We start from the raw sequence: 20,983 nt of genomic DNA, 5'->3' as shown, positions 1-20,983 counted from the left end.
GCTACAGCACGTGGGCCTGGCCGGCCGCGGAGACTCGGACAATGCTGCCCAGCGCCGGGATATCGATCCCGGGGTTGCGCACGTTGAAGCTGCGGTGGGGAATCTGCTCGCCGTTGGCGCCTAGCCTGGGCGCGAGTTCCAGAGTGAGCACGCAGGAGCCTCCAGCGAAATCGATTTCGCTGACGCAGCCTGCTGTGCCATGGTCGGCGTCGTCGTGGGCGAAGGACACCTTCAGCTGTTCAGGCCGCAGCATGATCTGTGCGGTGCCCTGACGGCGCGGCTTGATCACCGGGATCGTGCCTAGCTCGCAGGTGGCGGTTTCGCCTTCCACCCACGCCGGGAGAATGATGGCCTCACCGAGAAACAGCGCGGTCTGCTCGTCCACCGGCTGGCGGTACAGCGCCATCGGCGGGCCGGCCTGCACCAGCCGGCCCTGGCGCATCACCGCCAACTGATCGGCGAACGACAAGGCTTCGGCCTGATCGTGGGTGACCAGAATCGTAGTGATTCCGGCGTCGGACAGCAGCTTGCTCACGGCCCGCCGCATGCTGCCGCGCAGGCCCGTGTCGAGCGCCGAGAACGGCTCGTCCAGCAACATGATCGCCGGGTTCTGCGCCAGCGCCCGGGCCAGAGCGACCCGCTGTTGCTGGCCGCCCGACAGTTCATGGGGACAGCGCTCGCTCATCGAGGTTTCCAGCGAGACCATTTCCATCAGCTCAAGGACCCGCTGGCGCTTGCTGGAGCGATCACCGCTAAGGCCGAAGCCGATATTGGCCGCCACCGACAGATGCGGGAACAGCGCGCCGTCCTGGGGCACGTAGCCGATATTGCGCTGGTGGGCGGCCACTTGCCGGGTCTCGTCCACCAGCGGCTTGGCGTGCATAGTGATGCGTCCGCTGTCGGGGAATTCGAAACCGGCGATCATGCGCAACAGCGTGGTCTTGCCCGAGCCCGAAGGCCCGACGATGGCCGTGCGGCTGCCGGGGGCGATGGCCAGGTTGACATTGTTCAGGGCAACGACGCTGCCGAAGGACTTGTGCAAAGCGTGCAATTCAAGGGCGTTCATCGGCCAGCCGTGCGTCGGGATTGGTGATAGAGAAGGGCGGTCAGCGGCAGCGACAGCAGCACCATGATCAGCGCGTAGGGCGCTGCGGCTGTGTAGTCGATTTCGCTGGTCATGGCCCAGAAGCCGGTGGCCAGGGTGCGGGTGCCGCTGGGGGAGAGCAACAGGGTCGCGGTCAGTTCGTTGGTGATGGCCAGGAACACCAGCGCGGCGCCGGCCGCCGCGCCGGGTGCCGTCAGGCGCAAGGTCACTTGCCACAGCGCCTGGGCCGGTGAACGTCCCAGGCTTTGCGCGATGTTTTCCAGCTCGACAGGCGCCTGGGCGATCCCCGCACGCAGGCTGACCAGCGCCCGTGGCAGGAACATCAGCAGGTAGGCCAGCAACACGGTGATTTCGGTCTGATAAATCGGCCGCGCCACTCTGATCGTGACCGTCACCAGCGCCAGCGCAACGACGATGCCGGGCAATGAACTGGTGATGTAATTGCAGCCTTCCAGCACACGGTTGAACCGCCCCGGCGCGCGGATCGACAGCCAGGCAATGGGAAAGGCGGCCGCAGTGATCAGAACGGCGCCGGTGCTGGCGAGTACCAGTGTTTGCCGCACGGCGTCGAGCAGACCGTCCTGCTGCCACACCTCACCGCCACCGGCGATCAGCCAGCGCGCCAAGGTGATCAACGGTACGCCCAGCGCCAGCGCAGTCACCAGCAAGGGCAGCGTCAGGCAGAGCAACGTGGCCGAACGGCTCAAACGCTGAAGTTGCGGCTCACGGGCGCTGCCCGACCCCAGCCGGGCATAGCGCGCCTTGCCGCGGGCGGCGGATTCAAGGGTCAGCAGCGCCAGGCAGAGCAGGGCCAGCACACCGGCGAGCATGTTCGCCGCCGGGCCGTTAAAGGACGACTGGAACTGATCGAAAATCGCCGTGGTAAAGGTGTCGAAGCGAATCATCGCAAACAGCCCGTACTCGGCCAGCAGGTGCAGGCCGATCAGCAGCGACCCACCGCACAACGCGAGACGCAATTGCGGCAGCACCACGCGAAAAAACACCGCCGCAGGCTTGAGCCCCAGCGACTGGCCAACATCTTCGATGGCCGGGTCCAGCCGGCGCAGCGTCGCGGCCACCGGCAGGTAGAGAAACGGGAAATAGGCCAGCACCGACACCAGCACCGCACCGGGCAAGCCGTGCAGTGAAGGCACCAGGCTGACCCAGGCGTAACTGTGGACGAAGGCCGGCACCGCGATGGGCGCGGTGGCCAGCAGCGACCAGATTCGACGCCCCGGCAAATCACTGCGCTCGGTCAGCCAGGCCAGCGCCAGCGACAGCGCAATGCACAGCGGCAAGGTGATCAGCACCAGCAGCAGGGTGTTGAGCAACAGCTCGGCCACGCGCGGGCGAAACACCAACTGGACGATGCTGTCCCAGCCGCTGATCACGGCGATGTAAATGACAAAGCCCAGCGGCAGCAACGACAGCAGCGAGACCAACAGCGAACTGCCGGTGATCCACGCCGCCATGCGCCGCCCGGGTCTGCGCCTGTGCAGGGCCGCCGGGGTGGCCGAAACGACCCCGGTGGCTTTTGTTGCAAGATGAGGCAAGGGTTCCGGTTGCACGGTTTACAGCAGCCCGGCCTGGGTCATCAGCTCGACCACCTTCTTGTTGTCGAGCTTGGAAGCATCGACGGCCGGGGCATCGAGATCAGCCAGCGGCGCCAGTTTCGGGTTGGACGCCGCGCCCTGGCCCACCGCGTATTCAAACGACTTGCCGTCCTTGAGCACGGCCTGGCCCTTGGCGCCGGTGATCCACTTGATCAGTGCCTGAGCCTGCTCCTGGTGCTTGCTGGACGCCAGCACGCCACCGCCGGAAATGCTCACGAAGGCGCCCGGATCCTTGTGCTTGAAGTAGTGCAGGGCGGTGTTCTTGCTGTTTTCGCCGGTCTTGGCCTGATCGACGAAGCTGTAATAGTGGAAGATCACGCCGCTTTCGATCTGCCCGGCGTTCACTGCCTTGAGTACCGCGCTGTTGCCGCGATAGGCGGTGAAGTTGGCCTTCATGCCCTTGAGCCAGTCCAGCGTGGCCGCTTCACCCTTGAGCGCGAGCATGCCGCCGACGATCGCCTGGAAGTCGGCACCGGCCGGCGAGGCGGCCCAGCGGCCTTTCCATTCAGGGCTGGCCAGATCGAGGATCGATTTGGGCAGCTTGTTTTCGGCCAGCTTTTCCTTGTTGTAGACGAACACCGTCGAACGCGCGGCGATGCCGACCCAGTTGCCGTGGGCCGGACGATAAGGTTCAGAGACCTGCGACAGCGTGGCCGGCGCAATCGGTGCGAACAGACCGGCGTTGTCGACCAGCACCATCGACGGCGAGTTTTCGGTCAGGAACACGTCGGCCGGCGATGCCTTGCCTTCCTGCACGATCTGGTTGGCCATTTCAGTGTCATCGCCGTTGCGCAGCGTGACCTTGATGCCGGTGTCCTTGGTGAACCCCTCGACCCAGGCCTTGGTCAGGCCTTCATGTTGGGCGTTGTACACGACGATGCCGTCATCGGCATGGGCGCTGGCGCAGGACCAGGTCAGAGCGACGGCCAGTGCGGCCTTGGCGAAAGCGGGTCGGTGCAGAGTCATTTTTATGCTTCCCGAAGAGGTGTGGGAGTCGTGAGACCGCCAGGTGCGACAGCGGTGTGATGAGTGTAGGACTCAATCCTTCAATGCGAATCATTAGCGCATGGGAGGGAGTGGCAAATTAGAGTCGCTCGCGAGAAAAAATCGTTAAAACCTTGTAGGCCGAACGTGAAGCCGGTAGGCATCTTTCCGCAAAAGCGCGCCTGCGTTGACGAAACCATGACATGCGTTCTCGGATACTTGCCTGCAATGGCGGCCCCGAGTATTTCGATGTACGGAAAATCATGGATATCAAGCACAGCCTGAAACAACGGATCGTCATCGTTTTTGCGTTGATGAGCGCGCTGGTGGCCGGGGTCTTCGCGGTCGGCATCATTGCCACCGTTCATGTGGTGGGCAACCGCCTGACGATGATCAGCATGGGCGGCAACCTGCACCGGCAATTGACTCAGGACCGGATCGAGGACTGGCGCCACCGGCCTGAAAAGGAAGAGTTGTTCTATGCCGACGACGGCCTGGATGAAGTGGCGATGAGCGACGATCTGAAGGGGCTGGCGCCGGGTTTTCAGACCTTCGTGCGCGGCAAGAAATCCTATTACGCGCTGGTGGAAGCCGTAGGCGAGCGGCGTTATGTGCTGCTGCGCGATCAGCGCAAGTCGGCCAAGCGCGAGCGGATTCTGCTGGGGATTGTGCTGGTGGGCTTCATTCTCAGCGTGCTGCTGGCGATTCTGCTCGGGCGCCTGCTGGCTTCGCGGGTCATGGCGCCGGTGTCGCGTCTGGCCGGGCAGGTGCGTCACCGTGACCAGGTGCTGGAACGCGCGCCAGTGCTGGCCGATGACTATGCCCGGGACGAAGTCGGCGCGCTGGCGCGGTCCTTCGACGAAACCCTGGGTCGCCTGCGCGCGGCGCTGGGTCGGGAAAAACTCTTCACCAGCGATGTCAGCCACGAACTGCGCACACCACTGATGGTGCTCGCCACCTCCTGCGAGTTGCTGCTGGAATACCCCCGCCTGGACGATCGTTCACGCACGCAGGTGGGGCGCATCAGCAAGGCCACGGCGGGTATGAACCAGTTGGTCGAAACCTTTCTGTTGCTGGCGCGCACCGAGGGCAAGAATGCGCCCCAGGGCCAGCAGGCAACACTGGCGCAGATCGCTGAAGAATTGGTGGATACCTGGCGACAGCCCATCGAGGACAAAGGGCTGCACTTCGCGTTTCACCGCTGCGCAACGCCCGCTGACACCCTGTACAACGCGCCTCTGCTGCGCTCGGTCATGGGCAACCTGCTGCGCAACGCCTGGCACTACACCGATCACGGCGCGATCAGCCTGACCCTCAGTCCGGACGGTTTCTGCGTCGAAGACAGCGGCATCGGCATTCCGCTGGAGAAACAGGAGGCGATGTTCCAGCCCTTCGTGCGCGGCGACGAGCAGCGCGGGGAAGGGCTGGGGCTGGGATTGTCGCTGGTGCAGCGCATCTGCGCCAACCAGCGTTGGAGTGTGACGCTGGCCAGTCGCGAGCCTGCCGGTTGCCGCTTTACGGTTGTGCTTCAGGCACCGGGTATGCCGCCGGTTTGAGTGCTGCGTCAGGCTCTGGGCGTTGGAACGGCAGCGCCGGATCCAGCCCCTTGCGGCCATAGAAGGCCATGGCGGTCAGGAACATCGAGAACCAGACGATGATGCCCGCCCAGAAGGTGTGGGACATGAAATGCCAGCCCTGCAGCACCCGCGTGGTGCCATAGACCATGCCCAGCGCCAGGGAGAACGCCAGCAGCTTGCGTGCATGGCGCCAGCGATAACGGCGGGCCACGAAGAACAGCGCCATCATGGTGAACCCGCCCGATGCGTGGCCGCCGGGCCAGCAGCGGCCCTTGCCGGCGTCGTGCAGGAGGCTGAAGTTTTCAAACCATTCTTTCTTCTGCTCGGTGCCGCCATACAGCGTGGTTTCCACCGGGCAATAGATGCTGGTGTGGCTCTTGAAGTAATGGATGGCGCCGGTGGTGATGGAGAAGGCGACCACCACGAACAGCAGATCGCGACGATGGCGATGTAAAAAGCGCAGCACCGGCGCAACCCGGATCTTTTCCAGCCAAGCCAGCAGCCGTGGATGTTTTTCAACGCCGAGCAGTGACCAGGCGAACGCCAGCACCGCACCCACTACCGCTGCCTCGCCGGTCCAGTTCGGGATGATCCGCGCCCATTTGTGGGTGATGGTCTCGAACAGCTTGCTGTGCTGCAGCGGGAACGCGTGAGTAGCGCTGTTGTACATCCAGTCGCTGAACATTACATCGAGGCCAGTCAGGTCGAAACTGCCGAACAACAGGAGCGCCAGCAGCAGCGGGAGGCCAGCGTGGTTGAGGTAGAAACGGGATCTGCTATCGGGCACGGTCTAATCGTCCGTCAGAGGGGGAAAGGAAGGAGGCGCGAACTCACGGGCGCCGGGCCAGGACCTTGGTCCAGTCCTGCGCGTCGATGTAACCCAGCACGTGGGTGCTGTGATCGACCGGGTCGACCGAGAGGATCAACGAAGAGCCGTACTCGGCTGACCAGGGCGCGCGCACCTTGAGCGACTTCTCGAGTTCCGTGATGCATTCGCTGTGGGTCACCAGCACCAGATTGTGCTGGTCCTGCTTGTGCTTGAGCACATCATCGAGCATCGAGCGGCGGCAGTTGATCAGCCAGTCCTGGGACTGGCTCTTCTGGTTGAAGGCGTAGCGCGAGGTCTGCTCGGTGCGTTGCAGCGGGCTGTTGAAGATATCGGCATGACCGAGCCCCAGTTGCTGGAAGGACAATCCCAGACGCTCAGCGATGCCACGGCCCTTGACGGTGATGCCATCAGGTGCGCTCAGGCACGGATTGGTCGAATGATCGCAGCGCTCGACGTGGCGCATGAGCACCACCAGTTCGCCCTTGTCCCACAGCGAATAGAAATCGGCCTTGAGCGCATGGTGCGCCTCGGCAAGGTCGGTCATTGGCGCCGGGCGCACGGCAGTGGTCGTGGCGCCGATCAACAACAGGCTGCCCAGGAACAGCGCGGCCAGTCGTACGGTTTTTCTTCGCACGTGAAAACGCGCGGTCAGCATGTCCAGGGTGTGGCTGAAGTTCGAAGTCATGAGCGGTCCATGTGGCCGGTTGGAGGCGGGAGACATGGCGCTGAAGGTTAGGGATGCAGCGGTCAAGGGTGAGTGAAGTGGATGTGAAAAAACTTTGATATGTACCGGATCCGAGCAGGTGGAGACCGGCCGTCGAATAAGACCGGAAGATCGCGTCTACGCTTGTGTCAATCGTGATACGAGTCAGGCCATGCCCAATTGCCATGAGGATCCTGCGTTGACATCGATCGTTACCGAGTTTTTATCCGGTGTCTCGCCCGCCCAGGCCCGGCGCCAGGCCTGGAGCGCCGGCGGCTTGGCCTTTCTGTTGTTCATCGCTGCCAGCTGGCACCAGACGATCATTGGCTTCGACTCGCGGTTCGTGATGTTCGCCCAGGAAATGCTGCGCCACGGCCCGAGCTTCTTTCCCACCACCTATGGCGAGCCCTATCCGGACTATTCGGCGTTCTCCACCTGGCTGATCTGGCTGGCCTCGTTGCCGCTGGGGCAGGTGAGCAGTTTCACCGCGTGGCTGCCGACCTGTATCGCCAGCGCCGTAATGGTCGGGCTGATGTACCGGCTGCTCGCACCGTACTCCAGGCGCTGGGCGTGGCTGAGCATCGCCGCACTGTTGCTGAGCAATACCTTTATCAGCGAAACCCGCGCCGTGTCCCTCGACCAGATGCTGGCCACCGTGGTGTTTGCGGTGTTCTATCTGGTTTATGCCACCGATCATTTCGGCTCATCGCGACGTTTGTGGCTGGTGTTTGCGTTGCTGCTGCTCGGGTTCGCCATCCGCGGCCCGATCGGCCTGGTGGTGCCCACCGGGGTTGCCTGCAGCTATTACCTGTTGAGCGGGCAGTACAAGCGGCTGTTGCTGACGGGGGTTGCCGCGCTGGCATTGCTGGTGGCGTGTACGCTGGTGCTGCTGTTGATGGCGCGTGTCGAAGGCGGCCAGGCGCTGGTCAGTGAAGTCATCCGCATGCAGATCACCGGCCGCATGGATGGCAGTGAAGGGGCCAGCCCCATGCTCTGGTATTTCTCAAGTTCCCTGGGCAATTACGCGCTGGCCTACCCGCTGGCGCTGCTGGTACTGGCGACCGTGGCAATCGGCGCCCGAGCCGAACGCAGCGCCACGCAGAAACTGCTGTGGCTGTGCGCCTTTGCGGCCTTGACCGTGATGGTCGGGCTGTCGATTCCCGAGGCCAAGAAATCGCGCTACGTGCTGTCGATGGCGCCCATGGCGGCGATCATCGCCGGCTACCCGTTTCAGATGCGTATCGGCAGCGCCTTCTGGTGGCTGCGGGGCATGATGCTGACGCTCTACTGCTTCATCCCCGGCGCTTTGATGGCGGGGCTGTTGGCAGTGCGCCCGCGCTTCCCCGAAGCCTTGGGCGATATCGGCCCGGTGCTGATTGTGCTGGGCATGCTGCAGTTGATCGCGCTGCCGCTGTTGATGCGCCCGCGCCTGCGCCTGTACGGGTTGCCCGCGTGCGCGGTGCTGGCGGTGTGGATCAGCTACATCGGTGTGTACGAGAAGGTCCAGCGCAATCTTTACGACACCCATCGCTTTACCGAGGCGGTGATGGCCTTGATCCAGAACGACAGCGCGCCGCTGGTCCTGCACTCGATGGGCAAGGACGCCAAGGCGATCAAGTTCATGGTCAATGTCGATCAGGACTTGCTGCCGGTGTTCACCGAAACCCCTGAACAGCTCGATGCGGTGCAGGGGCCCGCCAATGTGGTGATGAGCAACAGCGACTTCCAGCGCCTGCACGGCACCCGCTTCGCCGGGCTGCCGGTGGCGCTCAGCGGGCGCTTTGACAAGGAGGACTATGTGCTGCTGCGCGTGCCAGGGGCTTGAACTTGGGTTGGGGTGGACGTTGCCAAGGTCAAGATCAAGAGCGTTCTTCCTAACGTCAGATCTGTTTCGACTTCGTCGAGTTACTTGAAAGGACCAAGTAACCAAGTCCTTCTGCTCCTGGTTTGGGTCCGACTGCGTCGGACTTCCTTCATTCCGGTCCCGCTCCGTGGGCCCGGCGTGAAAGGGCCATCCATGGCCCACACGCCTCTCGCCGCATCCATGCGGCTCGACCCACTCCGCGAGACCTCCATTCAGCCTGCACCCAAGTCGCGATTTGTGGCGTCTGGACTACCGCGTAAGAAGATCAAAATCAAAGGCAGATCAAAAGCGATTGAGCAACACCGTCCGTAGCAGCACGGCTTGCTGGCGGGAGCGATCTTGAGGACCACCCGCGAGCAAGCTCGGCTGCTACGGAGGGCATCGCCCTCGAGCTGTTGATCTGGCTTTTGATCTTCGTGTGCAGATCCCACAAACGACACAAATCGCGACTTGGGTGCAGGCTGAACGGAGGTCTCGCGGAGTGGGCCAAGCGGCAGGATGCCGCGCGAGGCGCGGGGCCATGGATGGCCCATTCGCGCCGGGCCCACGGAGCGGGACCGGAGTGAAGGAACCTCGACGAAGTCGAGGCCAAACCAGGAGCAGGACACCTTGGCTGCTCTTGAAACAGAGAGGGGGTGTCCTTTCCAAGTAACTCGACGAAGTCGAAACAGATCTGACGTTAGGAAGAGCGCTCTTGATCTTGATCTTGATCTTGATCCGACGAACTCAAAACAGGTCTGACGTTAGCCAGAACATCGCGGCTTGCCAGCGACGGCAAGCCGGGCGTTTTTGTAGCAGGCGACGTCAGACCGCCGGATGGTTGGCCAGCAACTCATACGGCGCCCATTGCTGCTGGGGGATAGGCAGGCTGCAGGAGTCGCCGCGACCGATCGGAAAGTACTGGAAGCCACGTTTGGCCATGCGCTCGGTGTCGTACAGATTGCGGCCGTCGAAGATCACCGGGGCCTTGAGGCGCGTGGCGATCAGGTCGAAGTCCGGGGCCTTGAACTGCTGCCATTCGGTGCAGACGATCAGCGCGTCGGCGCCCAGCAGCACCGATTCGGGCGTGCCCATCAGGATCAGGTTCGGCTGCTCGGCGTACAGGCGCTGGGTTTCCTGCATCGCTTCGGGGTCGAAGGCGCGCACGGTGGCGCCCGCCGCCCACAGGGCTTCCATCAGCACGCGGCTGGGGGCATCACGCATGTCGTCGGTGTTGGGCTTGAATGCCAGGCCCCACAGGGCGAAGGTCTTGCCACGCAGTTCACCTTTGTAGAACGCGTTGACCCGGTCGAACAGCTTGTGTTTCTGCCGCTCGTTGATGTCTTCCACAACGTTGAGCAGGTCATTCGAGCAACCGGCTTCGCGGGCGCTGTGGATCAGCGCGCGGATGTCCTTGCCGAAACACGAGCCGCCGTAGCCGCAGCCGGGGTAGATGAAGTCGTAGCCGATGCGCGAATCAGCGCCTATCCCTAAACGCACCGACTCGACGTCCGCGCCCAGGTGTTCGGCCAGTTCGGCGATCTGGTTGATGAAACTGATCTTGGTCGCCAGCATGCAGTTGGCGGCGTATTTGGTCAGCTCGGCGCTGCGCAGGTCCATGAACATCATGCGGTCGTGGTTGCGGTTGAATGGCGCGTAGAGCTCGCGCATCACCGGGAACACGTCCTGGTTGCCGCAGCCGATGACGATACGGTCGGGGCGACGGCAATCCTTGACGGCCGAGCCTTCCTTGAGGAATTCGGGGTTGGAGACGATATCGAACTTGAGCAACCGCGCCGACTGACGCAGGTGTTGTTCGATGTGCTCGCGCAGGGCGTCGCCGCTGCCGACAGGGACGGTGGACTTCTCGACCACGATCACCGGCGTCACGCGATGCCGGGCGATGGCTTCACCCACGGCGAAGAAACCGCTCAGGTCCGCCGAACCATCGGCCTTGGAAGGCGTGCCCACGGCGATGAACAGCACTTCGCCATGCACCACCGCACGTTGTTCGTCGGTGGTGAAGTGCAGCCGCCCGGCTTCCAGGTTCTCGCGCACCAGGTTTTCAAGACCGGGTTCGTAAATGGTCACGTGACCTTTGCTCAGTTGCTCGACCTTGGCCGGGTCGATGTCCATGCACACCACGTCGTGACCGACTTCTGCCAGCACGGTGGCCTGTACCAGACCCACATATCCGCTACCGAAGACGCTGATTTTCATCGGGAAAACTCCTTGTCGCTGTGAGCGATATCGCTGTGGCTACGCCGGAAATTGATCGTCACCACACCGAGCACGATCAGGGTGACGCCCAGCGTCCGGGAGACGCTGAGCGATTCATTGAAAAAGGGGAGGAACGCCGCGCTCAGGTACACCAGCGCATAACTGAGGCTGAGCAGCGAGTAGGCCCGGCTCAGCGGCAGATCACGCAGCGCGCCGAGCCAGCAGAGCATCGACAGGGCGTAGGCGGCGATCGACGCCATGACCACGCCCAACGCGTGAATATCGACAGAAGCCGCTTCAATTGCATCGAGCCACTGGGCCGGTTGCGGCAGCCGAACCATGCTCCAGCGCATGCCCAACTGCGCCGAGCTGACCAGCAGCACACTGGCGCTGGCCAGCAGCAAACCTCTGCCTACGCGTGGTTGCAGGCTCATGAATGCTGCCCCAGCAACACCACGCCCAAAAGAATCATGGCCACGCCCATCCAGTGCTGCCGGTCGACGGCCTCGTTGAACAGGTAGCGGCCAATCAGGGTGATGAAGACGAAATTGAGCGCCAGCATCGGGTAGGCAATGCCCACTTCCAGGCGCTGCAACACCAGCAGCCAGAGCAGCATGCCGCTGCCCAGGCAGACCAGCGCCAGCCACAGCCAGGCGCTGCGCAGCATGGCTGCCACGCCTGGAAACCGGCCCTGCCACTGTTCGACCGCCAGCTTCTGGGCGATCTGGCCCAGGCACGTCAACAGGGATGCGCACAGCAGCAGAGCGAAGGTCATGACGGCGTCCTGTCGAAGATCAGCAGGGTCAGGTTGCCTTCCTCGTAGCGCTTGCCGTCCTGGGGCAGCAGGCTGAACTCGTGGGCGTTGTCTGCTTCATCGCCGCGCATCAACACGGCCACCGAACCTTCGCGACGGGCCTGGGTCATCCAGGCCTGGACCTGATTCCAGTCGACGGCGCGGGTGCTGTCCTGAGGGTATTGCAGGCCGTACTTCAGCTCGCCCTGGGTGTCGTAAAGCACCACATCATTACGCTTCAGGCGCCATGACAAGGCCGAGGCCCCGCCCAGATCGTTGCTCAACAGGTGAGTGGCCGAGTTCAGCTCGTCGAAATGGCGCAGCACAAGCTGATCCGGGTTCTTGTTGAACACCACGCTGTTGGGCAACGCCAGAGGGATCAACACCACGGCCAGCCAGGCGCTCACCGCAGGCACGGCCCAGAAGCGCAGCGGTCGGGCACCCTGCAGGGCGTTGGCAACGATCCATACCAGCAGAATCACCACCGCCAGGGTCATGTGCAGCGGTTGGTCCTGGTAGATCGGATTGCGCTGCTGCACCACCAGCAGGGCAATCAGCGCAGCCACACCCAGTACGGCGTTGAGCAGGCCGTTGCTGCGCAGGGTGCCGGTCCTGGCCTGGCGCAGGCGCTCGACCAGCACGCTGCCCATCATCAGTGCCAACGGAATCAGGCACGGCATGATGTAGGTCGGCAGCTTGCCGCGGCTCATGCTCAGGAACGCCAGCGGCAGCACCAGCCACGCCAGCAGGAAACCGTAGGCCGGAACCCGGCGCTCCTGCCACGTCTGTTTCAACGTGCCGGGCAGCAGCACGGCCCAGGGAATGCTGGAGGCGAACAGCAACGGCAGATAGAACCACCATGGCCGTGAATGTTGGGCGTCGTCGCCGGCAAAACGGCGGATGTGTTCATGCCAGAAGAAAAACCGCCAGTAGTCCGGTTCGCGGGCATGCACGGCCAACACCCACGGCAGGCAGACCAGTGCGGCGACCGCAATGGCCAGCGGCCCGAACACCAGCAGTTCACGCAGGCGGCGTTGCCAGACCATATAGGGCAGGGCGACGATCACCGGCAGTGCCCAAGCGAGAAAGCCCTTGGTCATGAAGCCCATGCCGCAGGCCACGCCCAGCACGCCCCAGCTCAGCAGCCGTTGCCGCCCCTCGCTGTGCACCGCGTACCAGAAGGCAACCAGCGACAGCGTGACCCAGAACATGAACTGTGGATCGAGGTTGGCGTAGCCCGCCTGACCGGCGATCAGCATGTAGCTCATGAACAGCAGGGCGCTGGCAAAGCTCTTGCGCGGATCGCTCCACAGCTTGCCGGCGAACAGATAGACCAGCAGCACCGTCAGGCCGCTGGCCAGGGCGGAGGCGATGCGCACCCCGAACAGGTTCTCGCCGAAGATCGCCTGGCCAATGGCAATCAGCCAGTAACCGGCAGCGGGCTTCTCGAAATAACGCAAGCCCATGAAGTGTGGCGCGACCCAGTTGCCGCTGTGGAGCATTTCCTGGCTGATCTGCGCATAGCGGGTCTCGTCGGGAATCCACAGGCCGTGGCTGCCCAGTGGCAGCAGATAAGCGAGCATGAAGGCTGCGAGCAGCCAGATGAGATGGACATGGCGGTTCATGGTTGCTGCACCCCCAGCCAGCCTTCGCGCCCGGGCAGCAGCCCGCGCACCAGGTGTCCTTGGGGAATGTCACGCAGGTTGGACGGCAGCAACTGGCCCAACGGCTGGAACTGCACATCGTTCTGGCGTGCCCGCTCAAGCAGCTGGCGAAACGGGGCGGCCATGACGATGCCTTCCACTTCGGCATGAATGGTGTAGACGTTCAGCCGGTCGGGGATGAACTGGCGCAGCAGGTAGTCGTTGTAGGCATCGGCGGCCACCTGCGGGCCGACCACCTCATCGAAGGTGGGCAGGTCCACAGGGATCTGCGGCGTACCGGGCCGGCCATTGTCCAGCAGCGGGCGAAACAGGCTGTGCCCGCGGCAATCGCTGTTGTAGCGAAAGCCGAAGGCCTGCTTGGCCTGCACCACTTGCTCGTCGGCGCGCCACCCGGCGGCAGCCGAGCAGGTCACCGGATTGCCGAGGATATCGCCCAGGCATTCCACCCCACGGGAAATCTGGCTGTTGAGCTGTTCCGGCGTCCAGCGCCCGGCATTGACCTGCCAGCCGTGGTGATCCCAGGCGTGCAGACCCACTTCATGCCCGGCCTCTTGCGCGCGGCGCATCAGCGGCCCCAGATCGCGGCCGATCGGCTTGCCCGGCCAGGCCGTGCCTGCCAGCAGGATGTCCCAGCCGTACAGGCTCGCCGCCTTGGAACGCAGCATCTTGTAGAGGAACTGCGGCCGGGCGAGCCGCCACAGATGGCGCCCCATGTTGTCCGGCCCCACGCTGAAGAAAAACGTGGCCTTGATCCGTGCCTCATCCAGCAGATCGAGCAGGCGTGGCACGCCATCGCGGGTGCCACGGTAGGTGTCGACGTCTATGCGCAATCCCGCCTGCATCAGTTGGCTTCCGCTTTTTCAGCCATGGCTTCGCGCAGGAAGAAATCCAGCGTCTTGGCGATGGTCTCGGACAGTTCGATGGTCGGCTGCCAGTCGATCAGGCGGCGGGCGTTGTCGATGCTCGGCTTGCGGTGGCTGACGTCCTGATAGCCCTTGCCGTAGAACGCCTGGCTCTCCACCTCGCGGAAGCCGGCGAAGGGCGGGAAGTTGTCACGCAGCGGGTGCGCTTCGAACTGGCGCAGCAGCTCCTCGCCCAACTGACGGATGCTGGCTTCGTTGTCCGGGTTGCCGATGTTGACGATCTGGCCGTTGCACAGGCCGTCGCGGTTTTCGACGATCCGCGCCAGGGCTTCGATGCCGTCGACCACGTCGGTGAAGCAGCGCTTCTGTGCGCCGCCATCGACCAGGCGAATCGGCGTGCCTTCCACCAGGTGCAGAATCAGCTGGGTGATGGCCCGGGAGCTGCCGATGCGCGCCGAGTCCAGGCGGTCCAGGCGTGGGCCCATCCAGTTGAACGGACGGAACAGGGTGAACTGCAGGCCTTTCTGGCCGTAGGCCCAGATCACCCGGTCAAGCAACTGCTTGGACACCGAGTAGATCCAGCGCTGTTTGTTGATCGGGCCGACGATCAAGTTGGAGCTGTCCTCGTCGAAATGGGCGTCCTGGCACATGCCGTAGACTTCCGAGGTCGACGGGAAGATCACCCGCTTGCTGTACTTGACGCAGTAGCGGACGATTTTCAGGTTTTCTTCGAAGTCCAGCTCGAACACCCGCAGCGGGTTGCGCGTGTACTCGATCGGTGTGGCGATGGCCACCAGCGGCAGGACCACGTCGCACTTCTTGATGTGGTACTCGATCCACTCGGTGTGAATGCTGATGTCGCCTTCGATGAAATTGAAGCGTGGATGGCTGCGCAGGCGCTCGATGGCGTCGGAACCGATGTCCAGGCCATAGATTTCGTAGTGTTCGTCCTGCAACAGGCGCTCGGACAGGTGATTGCCGATGAAGCCGTTGACGCCCAGGATCAGCACCCGGGTGCGGCGCTGCTGTTTTCGTTTCTCGCCACCGACCAGTCGCGAACCGTCCACCAGGCCGAACTCACGGGCCAGTTGCGGGCCGCTCAGGTACAGCCCTTCGTCGCCGCGCTGGCCTGCGCCAATCACCAGCGAGTCTTCGCCGCAGGCGATGCGCAGCGGATCGCAACTGATCACGCTGCCAGGCACCTGACCGTCGTTGCCCGCCTGGACTTTCGCGCTCCAGACAATCAGCTTGTGCTCGCCCACCGGGCAGAACGCGCCGGGATAGGGCTGGGTCACGGCGCGCACCAGGTTATACAGGCGCGAGGCCGGCTGCTGCCAGTCGATCAGGCCGTCGGCTGCCGTGCGACGACCGAAGTAACTGGCTTTGGATTCGTCCTGTTCGATGCCGGGCAACTGGCCCTTGCCCAGCAGTGGCAGGGTTTCGGAGAGCAGGTCGGCCGCGCCGGCGCGCAACTTGCCGTGCAGGGTCAGGGCGGTGTCAGTGGCGCTGATCGCAATGCGCTGCTGGGCGACGATGGCACCGGCGTCGGCACGTTTGACCATGCGGTGCAGGGTGACGCCGGTTTCAGTCTCGCCGTTGACCAGCACCCAGTTGGCGGGCGCGCGGCCGCGATAGCGTGGCAGCAGCGAGCCGTGCAGGTTGAAGCCGCCGTGTTTCGCACAGGCCAGCAGCTCCTCGCCGAGCAGATTGCGGTAGTAGAACGAGAAGATGAAATCCGGGGCCAGCTTGCCAATGCGCTCGATCCACAGCGGGTGGTTGGCGTCTTCAGGCGCGTGCACTGGAATGTCGTGTTGGGCGCACAGTTGCGCGACGGAGCCGAAGAAGGTCTTTTCTTTCGGATCGTCCGCATGGGTAAACACCGCCGAGATCTCGTAGCCAGCGTTGAGCAGGGCTTCGATACCGACACAACCGATATCGTGATAGGCAAAAACAACGGCTTTGAGGCTCATGGTGCGACCTTATTCAAGAGAGGAGCGGGGGAATCGTTGGTGTTGCAAGCGCTGCTGGCGACCGGCGCAGGCTGGCTGTGCACGACCTTTTCGATGAAGTACCGTGGGCGGGCGCGCACATCGCTGTACATGCGGCCCAGGTATTCACCCAACAGGCCCATGCCGATGAACTGGCCACCGGTGAACACGAACAGCACCGCGAACAGCACGAAGGTGCCGTGGCCGGCCCAGGACGCGCCGAAAATCAGGCGCAGCACGATCAGCATCAAAGCGAAGGCCACACCCAGAAACGCCATGCTGAAGCCGATGATGCTCAACAGCCGCAAAGGCGTTGTGGTCATGCAGGTGACCAGGTCGAACATCAGATTGATCAGTTTCATCGCGCTGTACTTGGATTCCCCATGCTCGCGCTCAGCATGTGTCACCAATACTTCAGTGGTGTGACGGGCAAAGCTGTTGGCCAGAATCGGGATGAAGGTGCTCCGCTCGCTGCAGGCGAGCATGGCGTCGACGATGGTGCGGCGGTAGGCGCGCAGCATGCAGCCGTAGTCGGTCATGGCCACGCCCGTGGAGCGCTGCACGGCCAGGTTGATCAGCTTTGACGGCCAGCGGCGCAGGGCCGAATCCTGGCGATCGCCACGCACGGTGCCGACCACGTCGTAGCCCTGTTCGGCCACTTTTACCAGACGCGGGATTTCCTCGGGCGGGTTTTGCAGGTCGGCGTCCAGGGTGATCACCAGATCGCCTTTGCACTGGCCGAATCCGGCCATGATCGCCGCGTGCTGGCCGTAGTTGCGGTTGAGGATGACGGCGACCACCGGGCTTCCCGGGCGCTGACTGGCGTCGAGCAGAATCTCTGCGGAGTCGTCGCGGCTGCCGTCGTCCACCAGGATGATTTCACAGGGCTGAGTGACCTGCGCGCAGGCCGCTTCAGTGCGGCGCAGCAGCTCTGGCAGGCTTTGCGCCTCGTTGTAGACCGGAATGATGATCGACACGAGGTTGATAGGGTAAGGTTTCACGAGCGGGCTTCCACAATCGATTCAATGGCGCTGACCACGCGGTCGACATCGGCGAAGGTCATGTCCGGGAACAGCGGGATGGAGCACAGCCGCTGCGAGTTCCATTCGGTGTCGGGCAGGTGCACCTGGGGGAAACGCTGGCGGTAGTAGCTGTGCAGGTGGGTGGCGATGAAGTGAATGCCGCTGCCGATGCTCTGCGCCTGCAGGGCCTTCATGAAGCCGTCGCGGTCGATGCCGCAGCGTTCGGCGTCGATGCGCAGGATGAACAGGTGCCAGGCGTGCTGCTGGTCGTAGTGCGGTTGGGCCAGCGGCAGCACCGGGCTGCCCGCAAGGCGCTCCAGGTAATGGTTGGCCAGTTCGGTGCGGCGGGCGTTGATGGCGTCAAGGCGCTGCAACTGCACCAGCGCCACCGCGGCGTTGATATCGGCCAGGTTGTATTTGAAGCCGGGCTCGATCACCTCGGCCTGGGGCTTGCGGCCATGGGTCAGGCGGTCATAGGCGTCGACGCCCAGGCCGTGGAATTTCAGACGGCGCACCCGGTCGGCCAGTTGTTCGTCGTCGGTGACGAACATCGCGCCTTCGGCGCAGGTCATGTTTTTGATGGCGTGAAAGGAAAAAATCGCCGTGCCGCTGCTGCCTACTGCACGGCCCTTGTAGGCGGTGCCGGCAGCGTGTGCGGCGTCCTCGATCACGGGAATGCTGTGTTTGCGGGCCAGTGCGCAAATCGGGTCGAGGTCCAGCGCAGCCCCCGCGTAGTGCACGGGAACGATGGCCTTGGTGCGCGGGGTGATCGCCTGTTCGATGCGAGTGGCATCGACCATCAGCGTGTCGCGGTCGACGTCGACGAACACCGGGGTGGCGCCCAGCAGGCAGATCATGTTGGCGGTCGAAACCCAGGTCTGCGACGGGGTGATGACCTCATCGCCCGGGCCCACGCCCAGCGCCAGCAGGGTGATGTGCATTGCCCCGGTGGCCGATGACAGCGCCACCGCATGTTTGGCGCCACAGCGCTCGGCGAATCGCTGCTCCAGGCACTGGCATTCGGGGCCGGTGGTGATCCAGCCAGAGCGCAACACCCGCGTCGCCGCCGCGACTTCCTCATCGCCCATGCTGGGGCGGGAAAAAGGAAGAAAATCCAGATTCATGTACATCCTCCGCCAGTTATTCGAATTCAGGGCGAGCGCAAGCTGCGTGCGCCTCTGTGACCAAGGGGCTCGTTAATGAGATGACTCAGGCGCAACAACTGCGCGAATAGCGGAATTGAACAAAGCGACCACTCCGTGGGCCAACGCATTTACATCCGTGTCGAGAAATAAAGAGAGCGCGAACTATGAGTGCCAGAACAATAGAAGATTAATTATGAAAATTCCGTTTAGTCGATGTTGGTTTTTCATGGGCTGGCCGATTTTTCGCAACATGTTTCATAAATGTTTTTTCTGAAATGGAAAAGTCATGAAACTCGTCTATCCTTTCGCTCCGCTTTGCGCAAGGCCACGGAATCCTTACGTTACAGCCCTGCTAGTGGCTCGGCCGTTCAAGGGTTTAGTCCCTTTTGCGGGAATGAGGGAGAGCCTACGCCGGTGAAGCTGAACGAAAACTGAAAGGGAAATAAAATCGTCTGGATGTTACGGGTCAGGGGGCAAGTAGTGATGACTGCATGCTTGTATTGGTAACTCTGTACTGTCGCGTTTCTGTTGGAAAAGTAAAGCGAGATACTTGATCGGTGACTCGATTGTTCAAGTGTTGTTGCCCATCTTTGTTGCGCCCCGTCCGATGACAGCCAGGGGAGCAAAGTGCCTGCAATCCTGCGCCACCCAAGATAATTGTTCTTGGAATACGCCTCCAAACGCGAAAGAATGCGTTCATTGCGCGTGGGCACGACTGGCACCAGTCGCCGTGCCCGAACGCTCCACGTGGAGGAAGCGAATTTGAACCAGCTAAAACGCCTTCAGAGCGGAATCATCGGGCTGGATGAGTTGTTGAAGGGAGGATTCGTCGCCGGTTCCTCTTACATCATTCAAGGGCGCCCCGGATCGGGCAAGACGATCCTGGCGAACCAGATAGGCTTCAATCACGCGCGCAACGGCGGGCGTGTGCTGTTCGCGACCCTGCTGGCCGAGCCCCACGAGCGGCTGTTCCAGTTCCTGTCGACCATGAGCTTCTTTGACAAGGACAAGGTCGGCGACCAGATTCAATTCGTCAGCGCCTTCGACACCATGGAAAACGACGGCCTGGACGAGGTCGTCAAACTGCTGCGTCGCGAGATCGTGCGGCAGAAGTCCACCGTGCTGATTCTCGACGGCCTGCTCAATGCCAGGTCCCGGGCCGATTCGCCATTGAATACCAAACGCTTCATTTCCGATCTGCAGGGTCATGCGGCCTTCGCGGGCTGCACCGTGTTCTTCCTCACCAGTTCGCAACTGGACGACGGCAGCCCCGAGCACACCATGGTCGATGGCGTGCTGGAGATGGGTGAAGAACTGGTCGGCGGGCGCGTTGTGCGGCGCATCAAGATGCGCAAGACTCGCGGCAGCGGCGCCATTTCCGGGGCCCACGAGTGCGAAATCACCGACGATGGCCTGGTGGTCTACCCTCGCCTTGAAAGTGTCGTCACCAAATCGGGCACGCGCGACAGCGACACGTTTTCCATGGTTTCCAGCGGTCTGGTGTCCCTCGATCCCTTGATCGGCGGCGGGCTGATGACGTCTTCGGTGTCGCTGGTGATCGGGCCGTCCGGATCGGGCAAGACCTCGTTCGGCATCACCTTCCTCAATCAGTCGACGGTCGAAGACCCCGGCCTGTATTTCGGCTTTTATGAATCGCCCCAGCGCCTGCGCATGAAGGCCCTGACCCTGGGTGTGGACTTCAAGGCGCTGGAGGATTCCGGCGCGCTGACCATCGTCTGGAAATCCATCACCATCGAGCTGATCGACAAGCTGGCGCTGGATCTTCTGCGCATCGTCGAAGAAAAGTCGATCAAGCGTGTGTTCATCGACAGCCTGGCCGGCATGGCTCGCGCCGCCGCCGACAAGTCCCGGGTGCTGGATCTGTACACCGCATTGATGAACGAGCTGCGGGCCCGAAATGTCACCGTGGTCGCGTCCTGGGAAGTCCTCACGCTGCTGGGCTCGGAGGTCGATGCACCGGCGCCGGATCTTTCCTGCATCGTCGACAACCTGATGCTGCTGCGCTTCGTGCAGACATCGCGTGAACTTAAGCGCCAGCTTTCGATTCTTAAAATCAGGGATAACCCCTACGACCCCGCGCTGCTGGAAGTCACCATCGGCACGCGAGGCCTGGACGTGAAAAAGGTTGATACCCATGCCCTTGGCGATACCAGCAACGCGTAACCATCGCGGTCGCCACCACGCTCGCAATCGAGTGAGCGGAAAGAGGGCGCCATGACCACGATTCTGATTGTCGATGACGAGTACCTGATTGCCGACATCCTGAGCTTTGCGCTGGAGGATGTCGGCTATCTCACCGTGACCGCCGGCAGTGGCCCCAAGGCGCTGAGCATTCTGGACCGGGAAAAGCCGCAGTTGATCATCACCGACTACATGATGCCGGGCATGAACGGCATCGAGCTGGCCGAAGAAGTGCGCAAGCACAAGAAGCTGGGTGACCTGCCGATCATGCTCATGAGCGGCGCTCAGGGGCACCTGGGCGTGGCCCGGCCCGATCTGTTCGTGGAAGTGTTCGACAAGCCGTTCGACATTCAGGCGGTGCTGGCCAGCGTCGCCAGGCAGGTCAAGCCCGACGGCCACAAGGCCTGATCGCAGAATGAGCGAGCGTCGTAC

The 20,983-nt window shown here is 62.8% G+C and carries 17 protein-coding genes; 4 read left to right on the top strand and 13 right to left on the bottom strand.

The features are described 5' to 3' along the window. Nucleotide 1 precedes the first annotated feature (1 nt). From AC1MEK_RS11120 to AC1MEK_RS11110, 3 genes are all read right to left on the bottom strand, one after another. Nucleotides 2-1,066 (bottom strand): ABC transporter ATP-binding protein, encoded by a 1,065-nt coding sequence (locus AC1MEK_RS11120; protein ID WP_480396327.1) that lies wholly within the window; start codon nucleotides 1,064-1,066, stop codon nucleotides 2-4. After that, on the bottom strand, nucleotides 1,063-2,577 hold the full coding sequence (locus AC1MEK_RS11115; RefSeq protein ID WP_480396326.1) for an ABC transporter permease: 1,515 nt from the start codon (nucleotides 2,575-2,577) through the stop codon (nucleotides 1,063-1,065). The genes AC1MEK_RS11120 and AC1MEK_RS11115 overlap by 4 nt, the downstream gene beginning before the upstream one ends. A gap of 99 nt (nucleotides 2,578-2,676) precedes the next feature. Beyond that, complete coding sequence (locus AC1MEK_RS11110) at nucleotides 2,677-3,684, bottom strand: iron ABC transporter substrate-binding protein (RefSeq protein ID WP_480396325.1); 1,008 nt, start codon at nucleotides 3,682-3,684, stop codon at nucleotides 2,677-2,679. A gap of 281 nt (nucleotides 3,685-3,965) precedes the next feature. Here AC1MEK_RS11110 and AC1MEK_RS11105 point away from each other — a divergent pair, with 281 nt between their 5' ends. Then, nucleotides 3,966-5,258 carry a sensor histidine kinase gene (locus AC1MEK_RS11105; RefSeq protein ID WP_480396324.1) on the top strand — a complete coding sequence of 431 codons (1,293 nt, stop codon included), beginning with the start codon at nucleotides 3,966-3,968 and terminating at the stop codon, nucleotides 5,256-5,258. Here AC1MEK_RS11105 and AC1MEK_RS11100 read toward each other — a convergent pair. Continuing rightward, nucleotides 5,218-6,066: a phosphatase PAP2 family protein gene (locus AC1MEK_RS11100; protein ID WP_480396323.1), complete on the bottom strand. Its 849-nt coding sequence runs from the start codon at nucleotides 6,064-6,066 to the stop codon at nucleotides 5,218-5,220. The genes AC1MEK_RS11105 and AC1MEK_RS11100 overlap by 41 nt on opposite strands. A gap of 43 nt (nucleotides 6,067-6,109) precedes the next feature. Then, nucleotides 6,110-6,793, bottom strand: coding sequence for a lipopolysaccharide core heptose(II)-phosphate phosphatase PmrG (pmrG, locus tag AC1MEK_RS11095; protein WP_480396322.1), 684 nt, complete (start codon nucleotides 6,791-6,793; stop codon nucleotides 6,110-6,112). 217 nt (nucleotides 6,794-7,010) lie between these two features. Here pmrG and AC1MEK_RS11090 point away from each other — a divergent pair, with 217 nt between their 5' ends. Continuing rightward, a complete protein-coding gene (locus AC1MEK_RS11090; RefSeq protein WP_480396321.1) occupies nucleotides 7,011-8,636 on the top strand; it encodes an ArnT family glycosyltransferase in 1,626 nt (541 codons plus the stop codon). Nucleotides 8,637-9,479: 843 nt separating this feature from the next. Here AC1MEK_RS11090 and AC1MEK_RS11085 read toward each other — a convergent pair. Genes AC1MEK_RS11085 through arnB form a run of 8 tightly spaced genes read right to left on the bottom strand, consistent with a single transcriptional unit; the run spans nucleotide 9,480 to nucleotide 18,328 of the window. Beyond that, on the bottom strand, nucleotides 9,480-10,874 hold the full coding sequence (locus AC1MEK_RS11085; protein WP_480396320.1) for a UDP-glucose dehydrogenase family protein: 1,395 nt from the start codon (nucleotides 10,872-10,874) through the stop codon (nucleotides 9,480-9,482). Beyond that, entirely contained in the window at nucleotides 10,871-11,308 is a 438-nt protein-coding gene (arnF, locus tag AC1MEK_RS11080) for a 4-amino-4-deoxy-L-arabinose-phosphoundecaprenol flippase subunit ArnF (RefSeq protein ID WP_480396319.1), read from the bottom strand. Before arnF ends, AC1MEK_RS11085 begins: the two co-directional genes overlap by 4 nt. Further along, entirely contained in the window at nucleotides 11,305-11,649 is a 345-nt protein-coding gene (gene arnE, locus AC1MEK_RS11075) for a 4-amino-4-deoxy-L-arabinose-phosphoundecaprenol flippase subunit ArnE (protein WP_480396318.1), read from the bottom strand. Before arnE ends, arnF begins: the two co-directional genes overlap by 4 nt. Then, complete coding sequence (gene arnT / locus AC1MEK_RS11070) at nucleotides 11,646-13,292, bottom strand: lipid IV(A) 4-amino-4-deoxy-L-arabinosyltransferase (protein ID WP_480396317.1); 1,647 nt, start codon at nucleotides 13,290-13,292, stop codon at nucleotides 11,646-11,648. Before arnT ends, arnE begins: the two co-directional genes overlap by 4 nt. Further along, nucleotides 13,289-14,173, bottom strand: coding sequence for a 4-deoxy-4-formamido-L-arabinose-phosphoundecaprenol deformylase (arnD, locus tag AC1MEK_RS11065; protein ID WP_480396316.1), 885 nt, complete (start codon nucleotides 14,171-14,173; stop codon nucleotides 13,289-13,291). Before arnD ends, arnT begins: the two co-directional genes overlap by 4 nt. Beyond that, nucleotides 14,173-16,164 carry a bifunctional UDP-4-amino-4-deoxy-L-arabinose formyltransferase/UDP-glucuronic acid oxidase ArnA gene (gene arnA / locus AC1MEK_RS11060; RefSeq protein WP_480396315.1) on the bottom strand — a complete coding sequence of 664 codons (1,992 nt, stop codon included), beginning with the start codon at nucleotides 16,162-16,164 and terminating at the stop codon, nucleotides 14,173-14,175. The genes arnD and arnA overlap by 1 nt, the downstream gene beginning before the upstream one ends. After that, nucleotides 16,161-17,183 carry an undecaprenyl-phosphate 4-deoxy-4-formamido-L-arabinose transferase gene (gene arnC / locus AC1MEK_RS11055; RefSeq protein ID WP_480396314.1) on the bottom strand — a complete coding sequence of 341 codons (1,023 nt, stop codon included), beginning with the start codon at nucleotides 17,181-17,183 and terminating at the stop codon, nucleotides 16,161-16,163. Before arnC ends, arnA begins: the two co-directional genes overlap by 4 nt. Continuing rightward, entirely contained in the window at nucleotides 17,180-18,328 is a 1,149-nt protein-coding gene (gene arnB / locus AC1MEK_RS11050; RefSeq protein WP_480396313.1) for a UDP-4-amino-4-deoxy-L-arabinose aminotransferase, read from the bottom strand. Before arnB ends, arnC begins: the two co-directional genes overlap by 4 nt. 783 nt (nucleotides 18,329-19,111) lie before the next feature. Here arnB and AC1MEK_RS11045 point away from each other — a divergent pair. Further along, nucleotides 19,112-20,533 carry an ATPase domain-containing protein gene (locus tag AC1MEK_RS11045; RefSeq protein ID WP_480396312.1) on the top strand — a complete coding sequence of 474 codons (1,422 nt, stop codon included), beginning with the start codon at nucleotides 19,112-19,114 and terminating at the stop codon, nucleotides 20,531-20,533. Between the two features lie 51 nt (nucleotides 20,534-20,584). Further along, nucleotides 20,585-20,959, top strand: coding sequence for a response regulator (locus AC1MEK_RS11040; RefSeq protein ID WP_480396311.1), 375 nt, complete (start codon nucleotides 20,585-20,587; stop codon nucleotides 20,957-20,959). The last annotated feature ends 24 nt before the right edge of the window (nucleotides 20,960-20,983 follow it).

The organism is Pseudomonas sp. 2, assembly GCF_056627435.1.
This window is presented reverse-complemented; position numbering and strand designations above follow the sequence as displayed.